The sequence below is a fragment of the Bradyrhizobium sp. MV1.5 genome, from assembly GCF_055807615.1.
On record NZ_JBVVPL010000004.1, the window covers coordinates 1 to 15,130 of the forward strand.

Here is a 15,130-nt window from a genome sequence, read left to right on the forward strand (position 1 = left end):
CCCCCCCCCCCCCCCCCCCCCCCCCCCCCCCCCCCCCCCCCCCCCCCCCCCCCCCCCCCCCCCCCCCCCCCCGCCCGGCCCCCCCCCCCCCCCCCCCCCCCCCCCCCCCCCCCCGCTACCCGGGGCTTGCATCGACTTCGGTGATACCGAAATTCATTTGACTCGTCGGGCAAAACAGGGGCAGTATGGCATGATGGCGCCGCTGGAAGCTGGTGGCTCGCCAGCTGCGGAGCGACATGCCGAAAAAAGCAAAACCAAAAAGAAAACTGAAGACCTACCAGACCTCGCTCGGCTTCTACGACCAGGCGATCGCCGCGCCCTCGATGAAGGCGGCGCTGGACGCCTGGGGCGCCAGGTCCAATCTGTTTCGCCAGGGCGCCGCAAAGGAGACCGACGACCCCGACATCGTCGCGGCGACGATGGAGAAGCCGGGCGTGGTGCTCAGGCGTCCGGTCGGATCGGACGGCCCGTTCACCGAGCATTCCGGTTTGCCGACCGATCTCGCTGACGACGAAGCCACGCCGAAGCGTAAGGACAAGTCCAAAGCGAAATCCAAGCCGAAAGAGAGTCCTTCAAAGGCTGCAAAGCAACCATCACGCAAGCTCGACGATCAACAGGCGCGCAAGGCCGCCGCGGCGTTCGAGAAGGAAGAGCGGCGGCGGGACGCCGAGCGCCACAAGGAAGAGGCCGTGCGCGCCAGGGAGCGCGCGCGCCGCGACAAGGCGGTCGCGAGCGCGCAGGCGGCGCTGGACGAGGCGAGGCGGGAGCACGAATCGCGGGCGGAGGCGATCGAAGCCGAGCGCGCCGCGCTCGATCAACGCGCCGAGGCGGAGCAGAGCCGGTGGGACAAGCAGAGGATGAAGCTGACGGAGGCGGTGCGGCGCGCGCGGGAGTAGGGGGCCGGGTCAGAAGCGCGTCGTGCCGTCACTTCTTCGTCATTGCGAGCCAACGGGTCCGCGCGAAGCGCGGCCCGATGACAGGCTCCGAGAAGCAATCCAGAGTCCCTCCGCCGAGAGTCTGGATTGCTTCGCTTCGCTCGCAATGATGGCGGGGCGGCCAGCGTCGGTCATTCCGGCAAAGCTTGATCGCAAATTCGCTTGCCTTGCTTGGCGTCCTTTTGCACTCTGGGGACAAGGAGACCAACGCATGAAGACCATGACTGTCGCGTGTGCGCTCGGAACGGCGCTGGTGCTGTGGAACGTCGGGATATCGGATGCCGAAGCCCGGACGCGGAAGGCTCGCGTGGCGGATGAACAACGGCTGAGGGTCGATGTCCCCGTGCTCAGGCCGACGCCGTGGGATTACAATATCGTTCCGCGCTATCGTTATCGCCCTGAAGACGACCGGGTCGATCCCTACGGCCCGCCTTTGGTGTCGTCGTATGTCCGCTACGAGGGCTGGCGCTGGCCCTACTGGTGGTGATCCCGTAGCCCGGATGGAGCGAAGCGTAATCCGGGGCCGGACTGTCCGCATCGCGTGACCGCCTGCATGGCACGAATCCCGGATTTCGCTTGCGCTCATCCGGGCTACGTTCTTATCCGTCATCCGCAGCAAGCCGCAGCCGCCGCTCCGTACTCCCACGGCAGCTCGCATCCTTGATGCAGATAACCCGAGGTTGTACTGTGCGCCGCAACAGGGCTAATTTTGTGTGACTGGATCGGCTGGAATGACCGTCATTGAAAGCGTGGTGTCGGCGGAAGCTGCGGAGCGGAAAATGCCGCCGGGCGTGCTGGTCGAAGGTCCCGTGGTCGAAGCCAAGTTTCGCGATTCCTACATCTCCTTCGTGATCATGATCGGAGGGTCGATCGCGGCGCTGGTCTGGGCCTTCTGGCAAGGTATCGGCTGGGTGGAGGTTTCGGTCTTCGCCGGCACGTTCGCGCTGTCCACGGTCGGGATCGGCTTCATGCATCGCTATTTCGTGCACCGCAGCTTTCGCTGCGGTCCGGTGATGCGGACGTTGTTCGCGGCCGTCGCCACCATGGCGGTGCAGGGCTCGATCCTGAAATGGGTGAGCAATCATCGCCGGCATCACCTTCACTCCGACAAGCCCGGCGACGTCCACAGCCCCTACTATGATGGCGACGGCAACCCCTATGTCACCTTCGCCAAGGGGATGATGCATGCGCAAGGCGGCTGGGTGTGGGACCAGGCCACCACCGACGCCGGATACTACGCCAAGGATATCCTGGCCGATCCGATCGCGATGTTCTTCACCAGGACGCGCTGGTACTGGTACGCGCTCTCGGCCGTGATCATTCCGGGCGCGATCGGCTACGCCTTCGGCGGCGTGCACACGATGACCGGCTGTATCCTGTTCTCCGGCCTGTTCCGCAGCTACCTCATGACCATGGCGACATCGCTGGTCAACTCGGTCTGCCACAGCGACGGCCGCTACGGCTACCGCCGCTTCGATCTCGACGACGGCACCACCAACGAGTTCGTGACCACGATCCTCACTTTCGGTGAAGGCCTGCACAACAACCATCACCGGTTTCCGCGCGACGCCTACATTTCGCACGCCTGGTACGAGATCGACATCAACGGCCTGATCATTCTGGCGCTCGGCAAGCTCGGGCTGGTGCACGACATTTTCGCGGCGGGAAGCCGGGCTGTTCGCTCCGGAGATTCAGAGGACGGAAAGCGTCCTGTGGCAGATAACGAAGCGATGGTCTGAAGGGGGCCTGTAGCCCGGCTGGAGCGTAGCGCAATCCGGGACCAGCGTGGCTTGGCGCGAGATCCCGGATTTCGCTTCGCTCCATCCGGGCTACGGTCCTTAACCGCCGCAAGCCGCAGAAACTGCCGCTTCCGTGAAATCCAAACATAAGTTGTGTTCGGAGGGAACTCTGGCCCGATGGGGCCGTTGAGCCTGTGATCCCCGAGCGCAGCGAGATCGACCCTCCGATCCTCGCCTGAATAAAGACCGCAGTCGCCTTGTGAGAGCGGCTCGGCGCGATGCGTCCTCCGTGCGTATCAACCGGAAACCTTCATGAACAGCCCCGATGTTCGCAATGCCATTGAGATCGACCGCGGCTCCAGCCTGGCGATCTCTCATGAAATAGCAGACCGCCTGCGGAGCAAGCTTGGCGGCGAGCACGACCCATTACCGCGACATCTGACGGCCCTGGTCGACCGGATTGCGCAGATCAGCAGTCACTCGAACCAAGCGACGCTCGTGATGACCTCCAGATCGGATCCAGCATGCTAGATTTTTCGAATGCATCTTTTACGCCTGAAACCATCGGCATCATGAAAACCGCGCTGGACACGGCGGTTGCGTCACTGCCGGCCCCGGTCAGCTCTGCGCATGTCAGGTCGATCGCGGAGACAATCCTTCGCACGGCGAAGGAGGGCGAGCGAGACCCCGCTGTGCTGGAGCGCATGGCGTTGATGGAGCTTCAGATCTCGCCGCGGGATTGATGCCGGCCCGCCAGCTTGTGTGCCGGCGCAGAAGTGCTCGAATTGCCCTGCGGAATCACCAATCCGGATCGCCGTAATAGGGATCGACCATATAGGGCGGGGGCATCCAGGGCCCGCGCGACGGCCGCGGTCGCCGCGGTGCGGCCGCTTGCACATGCGGCCGTGCAGGCGCAGCGGTCTCGTTGTTGATCGCGCTCCGCGCGGCGGGTTTCGCGGGTGCAGGTGCGGATGACGATGCGGATGAAGTCGTCAGCTCCTTTTGCAGCGCCTGGACCTGTGCGGCGAGGCGGGCATTGGCCGCCGCATCCTTCTCCTGCGCCGCCTTGAGCTGTTGAATGGTGTCGGCCTGCTCGCGCAGCGTCTGCTCGTTGCGGCTTTTCAGTTGCTCGAGCTTTCCGTTGATGTTCGCAAGCTCGCTGGTGATGGTCTTGAGCGATTGCGCGAGATCTGACGACGAGGAGTCAGGCGTTGTGGCGCCAGTTCTTGAAGCGTCAGGTCTTGAAGCGTCAGGTCTTGAAGCGTCGGATCTTGAAGCGTCAAACCCTGCATTGCTCTCGGTGTCCTTGCCGGCCGGCGGCTCGGGCACCGTGCCGGGCTCATCCGCGGCAGCCAGCTGCACGGCCGGCGGTTGCGGCGGACTTTCAACCGCGGACGCTTGCGGAGGCCGAGTGGCGGCCGGCGGAGCCCATCGCGCCATGATCGATTTGGTCATCGACCTGGCCTCGTCGCGATATTGCGAAGCGAAGGCGATACCGAGAACGCCGATCGCCAGCACGAGAGCGACCAGAGCGCGCAGCATGGGCCGATCTCCCTTCAGGCCTTGGGTGCGAACCGTGCTAGCCGGCGCCAGCGCCGTGCTCTTGGGAGTCTTGTCCTCGGGAGCCTTGTCCTTGGGAGGCTGGACAGCCTCCGCACCGGCGCTTGCGCGCGAGACCCGCGGGCTTTCGCTGCCGCGTTCCATTCCGGAAACCAGCCGGTCCAGCCGCGCAAGGTCTTGCTCCGCGCTCTTGATCCGGTCGTAGGCCCGCGCCAGCCCGCCATCGGCGCGCTCCGCGTCCGGCTTTGCGGCATCAGGCTTGGGGGCATCGGGCTTGGGGGCCTCAGGCTTGGAGGCCTCAAGCTTGGGGGCGTCAGGCTTGTGGTCGTCAGGTTTGGGGTCGTTCGTCTCGGGCACCGATGCGCTCTCGCTCCAGTCGGGCGTCAATGGGAGTGCGGCAGTTCGATCGTTGGAACGATAAGTCTCGCCGCCGTCCAACACAACGCGCGTGCGAAGGAGAAATTAAGGCGGGCTTGGGGGTAGGTCGGATCGAGGCCCGACACCGAAGTGCTCCTGGCCCGGATGAGCGCCTTGTCAGCCGTAGCTCGCAATTCTTGATCGGGATCAATTCCGTCTGCCAGCGCCGGCCTAGGCTCTTGAAGCTGCCAAACAATGGCGAGGTACGGCTATGTCGCGGAGCATTCGCAGTTATGTCGGCCTCGCCATCCTGATCGCGTTGTCGGGGCTGTTTCTTGTCATGATCGTCCACGGCGCCGGCGGAGCATCAAGGGCAGCCGTGCGCACGGCATCGGAGGGGCATCGTCTTGCGCAAGCGTGGTGCCAGACGTGTCATGCGGTCGAGCCCCGCATGGCCGGATTGTTCGATACGGCCCCGAGCTTCGAAGCCATCGCGAACCGCAACGGCACCACCGCGCTTTCGCTGAAGGTGTTCTTGAAGACCAGCCACCAGAACATGCCGAATCTGATCATCGCGCCCGATCAGGCTGATGCGCTGGTGAGCTACATCCTGAGCCTGAGGAACGGTTAGGCGCAGCTCCCAGGATGAGATGCGGGGATGGGCTGCGGGGGAGGCAACGGGCCGCCCTTGATCTGGATCAAGCAGGCGGCGCCCGACCACCTCCACCGTGCAAACATTCATCGGAAGGAAAACATGGTTCAGACAAGAGCGATCATCCTTGGTGCCTTCGCGGCCCTGCTGCTGGCCGTGCCGGCCAAGGCCCAGGTGCTGGTCGATGTTTCCAAGATCAGCTGCGACCAGTACATCACCCAGCGCATCACCCACATGCAGACCGTAAATGTCTGGCTCGCCGGGTTCTACGCCGGCCGCCGCAACAATCCCGTCGTGGACACGCAAGCGCTGAACAAGAACGGCAACAAGCTCTCGCGCTTCTGCGAGTCGCATCGCGAGATGCCGCTGCTGGAGGCCGTCGAGGCCAATACGAAGTAGGGGCCGAGGGGGGCGCGGGCGTTTGCGGTCGTGTCGGCCTGACCATATCGCGCATTACGGCGACGCGCATTGACTCTACATCGACAGGTGAAGTGCACTGTCACCGTCATCGCCGGCCATCAATAGCGACCGCCGTGGCCCTTTTGCTGCGTGATCCAGTCCGACAATGTTTTCGGTGTCGATCCCACGGTCCGGCCCGGTGATGCCTTCGGATTGTCGCGACCGCCTTTCGTCGGACGGGTGCGCGGCGCTTCCGTTCCGTTGACGCTCTTCGAGCCAGCGATCGATGCCTCCGCGGCTTCCTTCTCCAGGCGCAACTGTTTCAATCGCGCCATCTTGAGGCGCTCTGCCTCGACTGCGGGTCCTTCGGACAGCAGCGGCCTGTGTTGAGCGACCTCCGCCGGGACGATGACACCGATAATGGTTGTCTCGCCCAGCGCCTTGCAGGCTTCGAGCCGATGCAGTCCCTCGACCAGAACGAGGCGGTCTCCGTCGAGCCGGACTGAAATGGGTTCCTGTTGTCCGATGTCCAGCATACTTTCAGCGATCTCCCCGACGATCCCGGGCTTGATGGCTTTCTTCTGCTTCGTGGGAACGAAGATCTTCTCGATCGGGAAGCTTTCCGGTTTGGGCATAATCTGACTCCGCTTCTACCGGGCCGTCGGAACCGATGCCGGCGGTGCTCGGAGTTTAGGAGGGAAGGGCGCAGCCGCAAAGGTAATTCCGGCGGCGGGGTGTTGATGAGCACGAAGCCGGAACCAGTCTCGATGACGGTGTGCACTTAATTGACGCCGTTCACCAAACGCGGAGCCGAATCCGCAGATCGGCCGGAAGGAGCAGGTGAATTAGTGCACTTACACCGCAATGCCGGAAGGCCTGTAAAGTGCACTGGTCAGCGTAATTTTAGCATGAGGTCACGATTGTTGAGCGGCAGCAAATTCGTCCAGAGCAGCGAGTATATGCCGCAGATCGCTATCGCTTGGCAGAGACAAGGATCGAATGATTTGAGTTGCAGTGATTGACACGCCCATGGCTTCTTGCAGGTACGTGTTTAAGGCCGATAGAAGTTGCTTGCCAGGGACGACAGTTAGCTTGCTCGCGGTTGAAGTCCATTTGGCGTCTAGGTACTCAATTGCTTCCTTAAATACAGTCGATGGATCGTGGCGAGTCCGTCCTTCGAAGAAGCGGGTGCGGTTTCCTGCGAGCTGGCTCAAAACCATTGACTTCATGCCGTTCGCGATTTGATCTAAGATTTGCGTCGTCTCCTCAGCGGTTAGATCGGGGCGCGTGCGGTTCGACTGACCTGCCAAGCGTTCGTTTATCGCATTTGCAATGGCGTGAGGCTCGATCAGATAATTTTCGATCTCCTTACGTGCCAAAATGAAAAAAGCCGGTATCGACGCTGGAACTGAACGGGCGATTTCATCGACCTCCTCGGCGGAGCGGTAATCGCGATCGAGCACCGCAGCAATGGATATTTCGGCGCGGAGAACTTTTTCGAAAGTCCAAGCTGCGTCGGCAATCTTTTCCTTGTGAGAGAAGCCACCTAGAGGCACGACCGTTATGCTCGTCTCATTTTCGAAGTTGCGATACCCAAGTCGGGCCGCAAACTTCTTCATGAGTTTTATGTCGTCACCCTCAAAGAAGAGTATCTTACGACCGCGTGACAGACGGGCCAAATGTATGTTTTGCCCGGAGCCAATTGTGAAGAGCGCCTCCTGAAGGCCATCTATATCGCCAACTCGCTTGGCGGTCCGCCGAGTTCGGTTGACGAGGAGGATCTCGTCATGCTCGGCCTCATTCACGATTTCCGAGGAATGCGTGGCCATAACCAGTTGCTTGTTCATTGATTTGAGCAGCAAAAAGAGGCGCCGCTGCAGGTCTGGATGCAGGTATATCTCCGGCTCATCCACGATCATTGTGGTTGAGTCGCTAGCGCCTTGAAGATGGGTCAGCAATTGAAGCCACACTTGAAAGCCGAACCCAGCCCAGCAGACCTCGCGAGTGACCCTGTTTTCGACGCAAAACATTGTCAGACGAGCGGGATTAAACCCGTGTCGCTCAGGCGGCGATATCGTCATGCCGGGCCAAGTTTCCTCAACCAAAGACTTGAAACGATCAAAGTTCGTCCTGTTCTGGTACCAGATGTTTCGAAAAAGCCGGTTTGATCGCCGTGTGGACTGCCAACGGCGAAGGTAGTCAGGATCGACAGGGCTTTCCTCTTCTTCGAGTGGACCAAGAGTTGGGAATATGGAGATTGTGAGTGGATAGTTCCGCTTGTATGCGGACGTATTCTGAATTTGGCGTCCCAAGTTATCGGCTACAAGCACACAACGCGAATTTTCGAAGAACAAGAGTTGGAGCTTGTTGCCATTCTCAATTTGGAATGTGACCGAGGTCTCGTACTCAGAGTGGTAGTCTGTATGAATATTGGCGAGAGAGATAGGAAGTTGGGATTGCGGGATTTCATACCCCGAAATCGTGTCGCGCCCGATCGTTAATGGTGTTGGATTCCTGCGCATTGCGAACGTTTGCGCCGCACCGAGTACACGGAATGCATCCAAGATGCTGGATTTCCCAGCATTGTTAGGGCCGACCAAAATATTGGTTCTCTTCAGGTGGACAGTGTAATCCCTGAGCGACTTGAAGTTGCGAAACTTGACGCTTGTAAACATTGCGCGCTTCTTGGCTCGCTATCCTTGATCTTCCTACCTGTTAGAAGAACAGTTTAGCGCGGCTTCTGTCCTATTCGATGGGATTGAGTTGAGCGACGGCCTGCCGGATGCTCTCCGGAATTTGCTTCTGCTGCCGCAGCGGGGAGGTCTCGTTGAATCTTATCTGAGCGGCCTGCGCGCTGATCTTGCAGCACTCGGCTAGCTGCTGCGCGCTGCCAAACTGTATCGCGATATGGTCGGGGACCAGAAATAGCGCGGCAAATTTTCTCGCCTGCCATTCTGCGCTCTCGTAGAATTTGAACGACGACTTCGTGAGAGCGGCAGCTTCGCTGCGGAGCTTTACCGCGCCCGGATGCATGACGAGGTGCCCAAGTTCATGCGCGAAGGTCATTCGGCTTCGGCCTTCTTGATGGAGAGCGAGCGAATAGACGCTGCCGCGAACGGCAATATGTGGTGGATTGAATTCAGTATAGGCTTCTGCGTCGCCCATCTCCGGGTCGGGGCGAACAACGAGTGCAAAGTTGGAAATAATCCGAGGTAATGACAGCTCAAGCAGTCTGACGACGTCTGGAGCCCACTGATCCGCAACGCCCAAAACGTCACGCCAAGCAAGAGCAGTGGCGGCAACATCTTTGGCCGATCTTCCGTTTACTTTGAAGTCGTCATTCATTCTTAACCCCGTTTTCAGGCGGTTGTTTGAATGCCCGGATTTGTGCCGGTGTCATTTGACTTATTTTTCTGAATAGCCGCATTGAGCGACCATTCTCCCCCATACCCTTTACGCGATTGAGTTCGACGACGTTCGAGCGAATTGTTTTCTTGAGATCCTGAAACTCTCCGTCGTCCAGTTTCATCCAATCTTTTAGGCCGTTGAGATAGTCGTCAGGCGGAGTCATAGCTCCGCATTCGATCGATGAAATTCTATTGACGGAATAATTAAGGCGTGCCGACTGGTCACCCATGGTTAGGCCTCTTGAGAGGCGCAACTCTCGGCACCGATGTCCAAAGCGGCTTAGAACGCTGATCATGACGTGCTCCGATGAACGAAGAAGCTAACCGTCTAAGTATTTGTCTATTTTTTAAGATACTCAGTGAGTGTTGGGGCGCCGGTCCTCTCAAGAAGAGTCTCCAGCTTCATGTCCCCACGAAATCCCTTGGCGAAGTTTTCGCCGTAGGTTTCTCGCAGTGTGTCGACGCGAGTGTTACCGTTTTTGTGACGGATTTGCCCATCCGCGTCGCGATGGCGTCCGTCAAGGCCTGGCTGCTTGGTCATGTCGAATCTCCAAAGACAATGAATTCAACAATACTTAAACTAGGCGTTGCGCATGCCCGGCCGGCATCGGCCGGGCATGCTCTATGTTTCAGGGCGCGCTTACGAACACCCCGTCGTAGATCCGCAAGTATCGCACTTCATGCACGTGCCATTCCGCACCAGCGTGAAGTTGCCGCACTCGCTGCACATCTCGCCTTCGTAGCCTTTGGCTTTCGCTTCCGCGCGGCGTTCGGCCTTGCTGGGGACCGCGACTTGCGCGCTGCCGGCCTTGCTCCATTGCAGGGCCTCCAGCTTCTCGGTGGGCGAGAGGTCGTGGGCCACTTCCTGCTTCAGCGCGACCGCGCCTTCCAGGACGTCGCCGGCACGGCCTGCGCCGTGGGAGGCGAGCGAGGTGACCTTGGAGCCGCCGGCCGGGGCGCTGTCGTTGCCTTGCGCGACCGCGGTCGAGCCGCCGCGCATCACCACGAGGTTGTCGGTGCGGGAGCGGGTGAGGCCGCGCGACACCAGCTTGGAGGCGCGCTGGCCGTGGTCATCCGGCTCCTTGCCTTCCTCGACGCCCTTGCCGAGCACGTCGAACCCGGTCTCGCTGGGATCGACATGGGCGAGGTCGAAGCGGCTGAGATAGCTCACCGCCAGCTCGCGGAAGACGTAGTCGAGGATCGAGGTCGCGTACTTGATGCTGTCGTTGCCCTGCACGGGGCCCGCCGGCTCGAAGCGGGTGAAGGTGAAGGCGTCGACATATTCGTCGAGCGGCACGCCGTACTGGAGGCCCAGCGACACCGCGATGGCGAAGTTGTTGATGAAGGAGCGCAGTGCCGCGCCTTCCTTGTGCATGTCGATGAAGATCTCGCCGATGCGGCCGTCGTCATACTCGCCGGTGCGCAGATAGACCTTGTGGCCGCCGACGACCGCCTTCTGGGTGTAGCCCTTGCGGCGATCCGGCATCTTCTCGCGTTCGCGCATCACGATGATGCGCTCGACCAGCTTCTCGACGATCTTTTCCGAGACCTGGGCGGTGCGTGCCGCCATCGGCTTGTCGTAGAGATGCTCGACCGCATCGTCCTCGTCCTCATCGTCGGCGATGAGCTGCGAGTTGAGCGGCTGGCTGAGCTTGGAGCCGTCGCGGTAGAGCGCGTTGGCCTTGAGCGCCAGCTTCCACGACAGCATGTAGGCGGACTTGCAGTCCTCTACAGTTGCGTCGTTCGGCATGTTGATGGTCTTGGAGATCGCACCCGAGATGAAGGGCTGCGCCGCCGACATCATGCGGATGTGGCTCTCAACCGAGAGATAGCGCTTGCCGACCTTGCCGCAAGGGTTGGCGCAGTCGAACACCGGATAGTGCTCGGCCTTGAGGTGCGGGGCACCTTCCACCGTCATCGCGCCGCAGATGTGGACGTTGGCCGCCTCGATCTCGCGCTTGGTGAAGCCGACGGCCTGGAGCAGGTCGAAGCCGGGGGCCGCGATCGCCTCGGCACCGATGCCGAGCTGGTCGCGGATGAAGTCCTCGCCAAAGGTCCATTTGTTGAAGGCGAACTTGATGTCGAAGGCGGTCGGCAGCGCCTTCTCGACCTTGGCGATGGCTTCGTCGGTGAAGCCCTTGGCTTTCAGCGTCGAGGCGTTGATGCCGGGGGCGTTGGAGAGCGAGCCGTGGCCGACGGCGTAGGCCTCGATCTCCGCGATCTCGCTCTCGCGATAGCCGAGCGCGCGAAGCGCTGCCGGGACCGCGCGGTTGATGATCTTGAAGTAGCCGCCGCCGGCGAGCTTCTTGAATTTCACCAGCGCGAAGTCAGGCTCGATGCCGGTGGTGTCGCAATCCATGACGAGGCCGATCGTGCCGGTCGGCGCGATCACCGTGGTCTGGGCGTTGCGATAGCCGTGCTTCTCGCCGAGCTCGAGCGCCGCATCCCAGGCTGCCTGCGCATGCGTCACGAGGTCGGTCTGCGGGCACGACACCAGGTCCATCGGCACGGGATTGACGCTGAGCGCCTCGTAGCCGTTGGACTGGCCATGGGCGGCGCGGCGGTGGTTGCGGATCACGCGCAGCATGTGCGCGGCGTTCTTCTTGTAGCCCGGGAAGGTGCCGAGCTCGGCCGCCATTTCGGCCGAGGTCTTGTAGGTGATGCCCGTCATGATCGCGGTCAGCGCGCCGGCGATGGCGCGGCCTTCCTTCGAGTCATAGGACAGGCCCATGGTCATCAGGAGGCCGCCGATATTGGCGTAGCCGAGGCCGAGCGTGCGGAACTCGTAGGAGAGCTCGGCGATCGACTTCGACGGGAACTGCGCCATCATCACCGAGATTTCGAGCACGATGGTCCAGAGCCGGCAGAGATGCTCGTAACCCTCGACGTCGAAACGCTTGGAGGGGATGTCGTAGAACGTCAGCAGATTGGCGGAGGCGAGGTTGCACGCCGTGTCGTCCAGGAACATGTATTCCGAGCACGGATTGGAGGCGCGGATGTCGCCGGACGCCTTGCAGGTGTGCCAGTCGTTCATGGTGGTGTTGAAGTGCAGGCCCGGGTCGGCTGACGCCCAGGCGGCGTAACCGATTTTTTCCCAGAGATCGCGCGCCTTCAGGGTCTTGGTGATCTTCTTGGTGGTGCGTCCCACCAGATTCCAGTCGCCGTCGGTCTCGACCGCGCGCAGGAAGTCGTCCTTGAGCGAGACGGAGTTGTTGGAGTTCTGCCCCGAAACCGTGAGGTAGGCTTCCGAATCCCAGTCGGTGTCGTAGACGTCGAACTGGATGTCCTTGTAGCCCTGTTTTGCAAATTGGATGACGCGCTTGATGTAGTTGTCAGGCACCAGCGAGCGACGGGCCAGCTTGATTTCGCGGCGGAGCGCAGGGTTCTTTTCCGGGTCGAAGCAATCGTCGCCCGAGCCCTCGCAATTGACGCAGGCCTTGAGCACGGCCTTGAGGTGCTTCTGGTTGATCTTGGATCCGGTGACGAGAGCGGCGACCTTCTGCTCCTCCTTCACCTTCCAGTCGATATAGGTCTCGATGTCGGGGTGATCGACGTCGACGACGACCATCTTGGCGGCGCGGCGCGTGGTGCCGCCCGACTTGATCGCGCCCGCCGCGCGGTCGCCGATCTTGAGGAAGCTCATCAGGCCGGACGAGCGGCCGCCGCCGGAGAGGCGTTCGCCTTCGCCGCGCAGGCGCGAGAAGTTGGAGCCGGTGCCGGAGCCGTATTTGAACAGGCGGGCTTCGCGGACCCAGAGGTCCATGATGCCGCCCTCGTTGACGAGGTCGTCACCGACGCCCTGGATGAAGCAGGCGTGCGGCTGCGGATGCTCGTAGGAGGATTTCGAGCGGGTCAGCTTGCCGGTGAAGGGGTCGACGTAATAATGGCCCTGGCCGGGGCCGTCGATGCCATAGGCCCAGTGCAGACCGGTGTTGAACCATTGCGGCGAGTTCGGCGCGACCATCTGCATGGTCAGCATGTAGCGGAGCTCGTCGTAGAAGGTCTGGGCGTCCTCGTCGGAGGAGAAGTACTTGCCCTTCCAGCCCCAATAGGTCCAGCAGCCGGCGAGACGGTCGAACACCTGCTTGGCCGAGAGCTCGCTGACGAAGCGCTCTTTCTCGGGCAGGAGGGCCAGCGCCTCGGTGTCGGGCACGGAGCGCCACAGGAAGGAGGGGACGGATTCTTCCTCGACCTTCTTCAGGCGCGCGGCAACGCCGGCCTTGCGGAAGTACTTCTGGGCCAGGACGTCGGAGGCGACCTGCGACCACGCGGTCGGGACCTCGACATTGTCGAGCTTGAACACGACCGAGCCGTCGGGATTCCTGATCTCCGACGTGGTCAGCCGGAACTCGATGCCGGCGTAAGGTGACTGTCCCGAAGTGGTGTGGCGCCGCTCAATCCGCATGGTCTTGCCCCGTCCTATCTTTGACCGGACCGCCTCCGTTCAGGCGTGCCGGGTCATCATTTCATTTCGCGGTGCTTGAGGGCGGTCGGGCCCCTTGGCAACGCAGCTCAGCCGGTGGACCCGGCCCATTTTTCTCCCGACGCGATTGTTCGATGCGCGCACCGATCATCCGCCGGCACGTCCAGACCCATCCGCCCCAAAGGGATGAGTCCGACATGCGTTCAACGCCCCACAACGTCACGTCTTCAACCATTGCCATCCGGGCCTGTTTCCAGCCCGTTCAGGCGCCCGAAAAGTCCGCTCGCCGGGCAGACAAGCCCGTATCCCGCTGCCTTTGTCTGGCTTGGCGGAGTGCTGTTTTGCAGACCCTTTGGGGGAGTGCCGGCGGGACGCAAACACACTCGCGCCGAACGGATCGAAAACTAGGACTCTCCATTGCGCCCGTCAAGAACTAGTGCGAGTTCCTGAATCAAATACTAAATATGGTGGATTGTGGGGGATAACAGGGGGCAGGCCCGCGCCTGTTGTTGAGCCAAGTATCAGTGAGTCCTCAGGGATTCCCAACCGAAAAAATTTGCATCTTGGGGTCCTGCTGAGGCTTCACCCCGCTGTTCACAGGGCAGGTATATTTTTGGATCGCGGGCTTGCCTCCGGGGGACTCACGTAGGGCTACGGTAGGTAAGGGCAGGCATGCCCGCCGGGGTGGTGGTGGGAGGCGCGAATCCGCGCCAAGCTCGGTCAGATTTTGCCGGACTACCCACATGCTTGATTCGACTCGCCCGGTGCTGCGACCGCGCATCGCCCCGGCCGGCCTGATGTTCCTCGCCATCACCTCGGTGGGCTGGGGCTTCAACTGGCCGGTGACGAAATTCCTGCTCTCCGAGCTGCCGCCGCTGACCTTGCGCGGGGTGACCGGCGTGCTGGGCGCGGTGCTGCTGGCGGCGCTGGCGCTGATCCGCGCTGACAGCCTCAGGGTCCCCCGCGAGATCTGGCCGCGGCTCGTGACCGCCGCGATCCTCAATGTCACCGGCTGGATGGTGTTGATGGGCCTGGCGCTGCTGTGGCTGCCGGCGAGCGAAGCGGCGCTGATCGCCTACACCATGCCGGTCTGGGCCTCGCTGATCGCCTGGCCGGTGCTCGGCGAGCGGCCGACCTTGTTGCGGACCATCGCGCTGGTGATGGCCTTTGCTGGCCTCGCCTCGATCATGGGCGGCAACGGCTTTGCCGCCACCGCGGACAAGCTGCCGGGCATCGTCATGGCGCTGTGCGGCGCGCTCGGCTTCGCGCTCGGCACGGTGTTTTCGAAGAAGTACCCGATCCGCCTGCCGCCGATCACGGCCGCGGCCTGGCAGATCGGGATCGGCTGCCTGCCGATCACGATCATCGGCCTCGCCGTCGAGACCACGCGTCTGGAGCTGGTGACGCCGGTCGGATGGTGGCTGCTGGTCTATTCGACCGTGGTGCAGTTCTGCATCGCCTATGTCAGCTGGTTCGCAGCCCTTGCGCGCCTGCCGGCCTCCGTCGCCGCGATCGGCACCATGGCGGTGCCGGTCATCGGCGTCGTGGCGTCCGCGATCGCGCTGCACGAGCCGCTCGGAGCGGGGCAGATCGCCGCGCTGGTGTTTACGCTCGCCGCCGTGGTGCTGGCGACGCGGTAGCGCGTGTAGTCATGAAGG

The 15,130-nt window shown here is 61.9% G+C and carries 15 protein-coding genes; 8 read left to right on the forward strand and 7 right to left on the reverse strand.

All coding sequences use genetic code 11. The features are described from left to right. The first annotated feature begins 236 nt into the window (after positions 1-236). From AC0L2J_RS05030 to AC0L2J_RS05050, 5 genes are all read left to right on the forward strand, one after another. Positions 237-896 carry a cell envelope biogenesis protein TolA gene (locus AC0L2J_RS05030; protein WP_473387572.1) on the forward strand — a complete coding sequence of 220 codons (660 nt, stop codon included), beginning with the start codon at positions 237-239 and terminating at the stop codon, positions 894-896. A 250-nt stretch (positions 897-1,146) separates the two neighbouring features. After that, positions 1,147-1,422 carry a hypothetical protein gene (locus AC0L2J_RS05035; protein WP_473387575.1) on the forward strand — a complete coding sequence of 92 codons (276 nt, stop codon included), beginning with the start codon at positions 1,147-1,149 and terminating at the stop codon, positions 1,420-1,422. A gap of 244 nt (positions 1,423-1,666) precedes the next feature. Then, entirely contained in the window at positions 1,667-2,674 is a 1,008-nt protein-coding gene (locus AC0L2J_RS05040) for an acyl-CoA desaturase (protein ID WP_473387579.1), read from the forward strand. Positions 2,675-2,986: 312 nt separating this feature from the next. Next, on the forward strand, positions 2,987-3,205 hold the full coding sequence (locus AC0L2J_RS05045; protein ID WP_473387582.1) for a hypothetical protein: 219 nt from the start codon (positions 2,987-2,989) through the stop codon (positions 3,203-3,205). Then, entirely contained in the window at positions 3,199-3,417 is a 219-nt protein-coding gene (locus AC0L2J_RS05050; protein WP_007609614.1) for a hypothetical protein, read from the forward strand. The genes AC0L2J_RS05045 and AC0L2J_RS05050 overlap by 7 nt, the downstream gene beginning before the upstream one ends. A 55-nt stretch (positions 3,418-3,472) precedes the next feature. On the opposite strand, the gene AC0L2J_RS05055 is transcribed toward AC0L2J_RS05050, so the two are convergent. Further along, on the reverse strand, positions 3,473-4,591 hold the full coding sequence (locus AC0L2J_RS05055) for a hypothetical protein (protein ID WP_473387584.1): 1,119 nt from the start codon (positions 4,589-4,591) through the stop codon (positions 3,473-3,475). A gap of 271 nt (positions 4,592-4,862) precedes the next feature. On the opposite strand from AC0L2J_RS05055, the gene AC0L2J_RS05060 reads away from it, so the two are divergent. Both AC0L2J_RS05060 and AC0L2J_RS05065 read left to right on the forward strand, forming a co-directional pair. Then, positions 4,863-5,222 (forward strand): c-type cytochrome, encoded by a 360-nt coding sequence (locus AC0L2J_RS05060; protein ID WP_063992605.1) that lies wholly within the window; start codon positions 4,863-4,865, stop codon positions 5,220-5,222. Between the two features lie 123 nt (positions 5,223-5,345). Beyond that, positions 5,346-5,642 (forward strand): HdeA/HdeB family chaperone, encoded by a 297-nt coding sequence (locus tag AC0L2J_RS05065; protein ID WP_245313402.1) that lies wholly within the window; start codon positions 5,346-5,348, stop codon positions 5,640-5,642. A gap of 119 nt (positions 5,643-5,761) precedes the next feature. Here the strand turns inward: AC0L2J_RS05065 and AC0L2J_RS05070 are convergent, their stop codons facing one another. From AC0L2J_RS05070 to AC0L2J_RS05095, 6 genes are all read right to left on the reverse strand, one after another. Further along, a complete protein-coding gene (locus tag AC0L2J_RS05070) occupies positions 5,762-6,277 on the reverse strand; it encodes a ParB N-terminal domain-containing protein (RefSeq protein ID WP_473387588.1) in 516 nt (171 codons plus the stop codon). Positions 6,278-6,556: 279 nt separating this feature from the next. Next, the gene (locus tag AC0L2J_RS05075) at positions 6,557-8,317 is read right to left on the reverse strand and encodes an ATP-dependent nuclease (protein ID WP_473387590.1); all 1,761 of its coding nucleotides are present in this window, start codon (positions 8,315-8,317) and stop codon (positions 6,557-6,559) included. Positions 8,318-8,387: 70 nt separating this feature from the next. After that, positions 8,388-8,987 (reverse strand): ImmA/IrrE family metallo-endopeptidase, encoded by a 600-nt coding sequence (locus AC0L2J_RS05080; protein WP_473387591.1) that lies wholly within the window; start codon positions 8,985-8,987, stop codon positions 8,388-8,390. Beyond that, positions 8,980-9,279 (reverse strand): hypothetical protein, encoded by a 300-nt coding sequence (locus tag AC0L2J_RS05085; protein WP_473387593.1) that lies wholly within the window; start codon positions 9,277-9,279, stop codon positions 8,980-8,982. Before AC0L2J_RS05085 ends, AC0L2J_RS05080 begins: the two co-directional genes overlap by 8 nt. A gap of 110 nt (positions 9,280-9,389) precedes the next feature. Continuing rightward, the gene (locus AC0L2J_RS05090) at positions 9,390-9,590 is read right to left on the reverse strand and encodes a hypothetical protein (RefSeq protein WP_473387596.1); all 201 of its coding nucleotides are present in this window, start codon (positions 9,588-9,590) and stop codon (positions 9,390-9,392) included. 99 nt (positions 9,591-9,689) lie between these two features. Beyond that, positions 9,690-13,454 (reverse strand): vitamin B12-dependent ribonucleotide reductase, encoded by a 3,765-nt coding sequence (locus AC0L2J_RS05095; protein WP_473387599.1) that lies wholly within the window; start codon positions 13,452-13,454, stop codon positions 9,690-9,692. Positions 13,455-14,215: 761 nt separating this feature from the next. Here AC0L2J_RS05095 and AC0L2J_RS05100 point away from each other — a divergent pair. Further along, positions 14,216-15,112, forward strand: coding sequence for a DMT family transporter (locus tag AC0L2J_RS05100; protein ID WP_473387600.1), 897 nt, complete (start codon positions 14,216-14,218; stop codon positions 15,110-15,112). Positions 15,113-15,130: the final 18 nt, after the last annotated feature.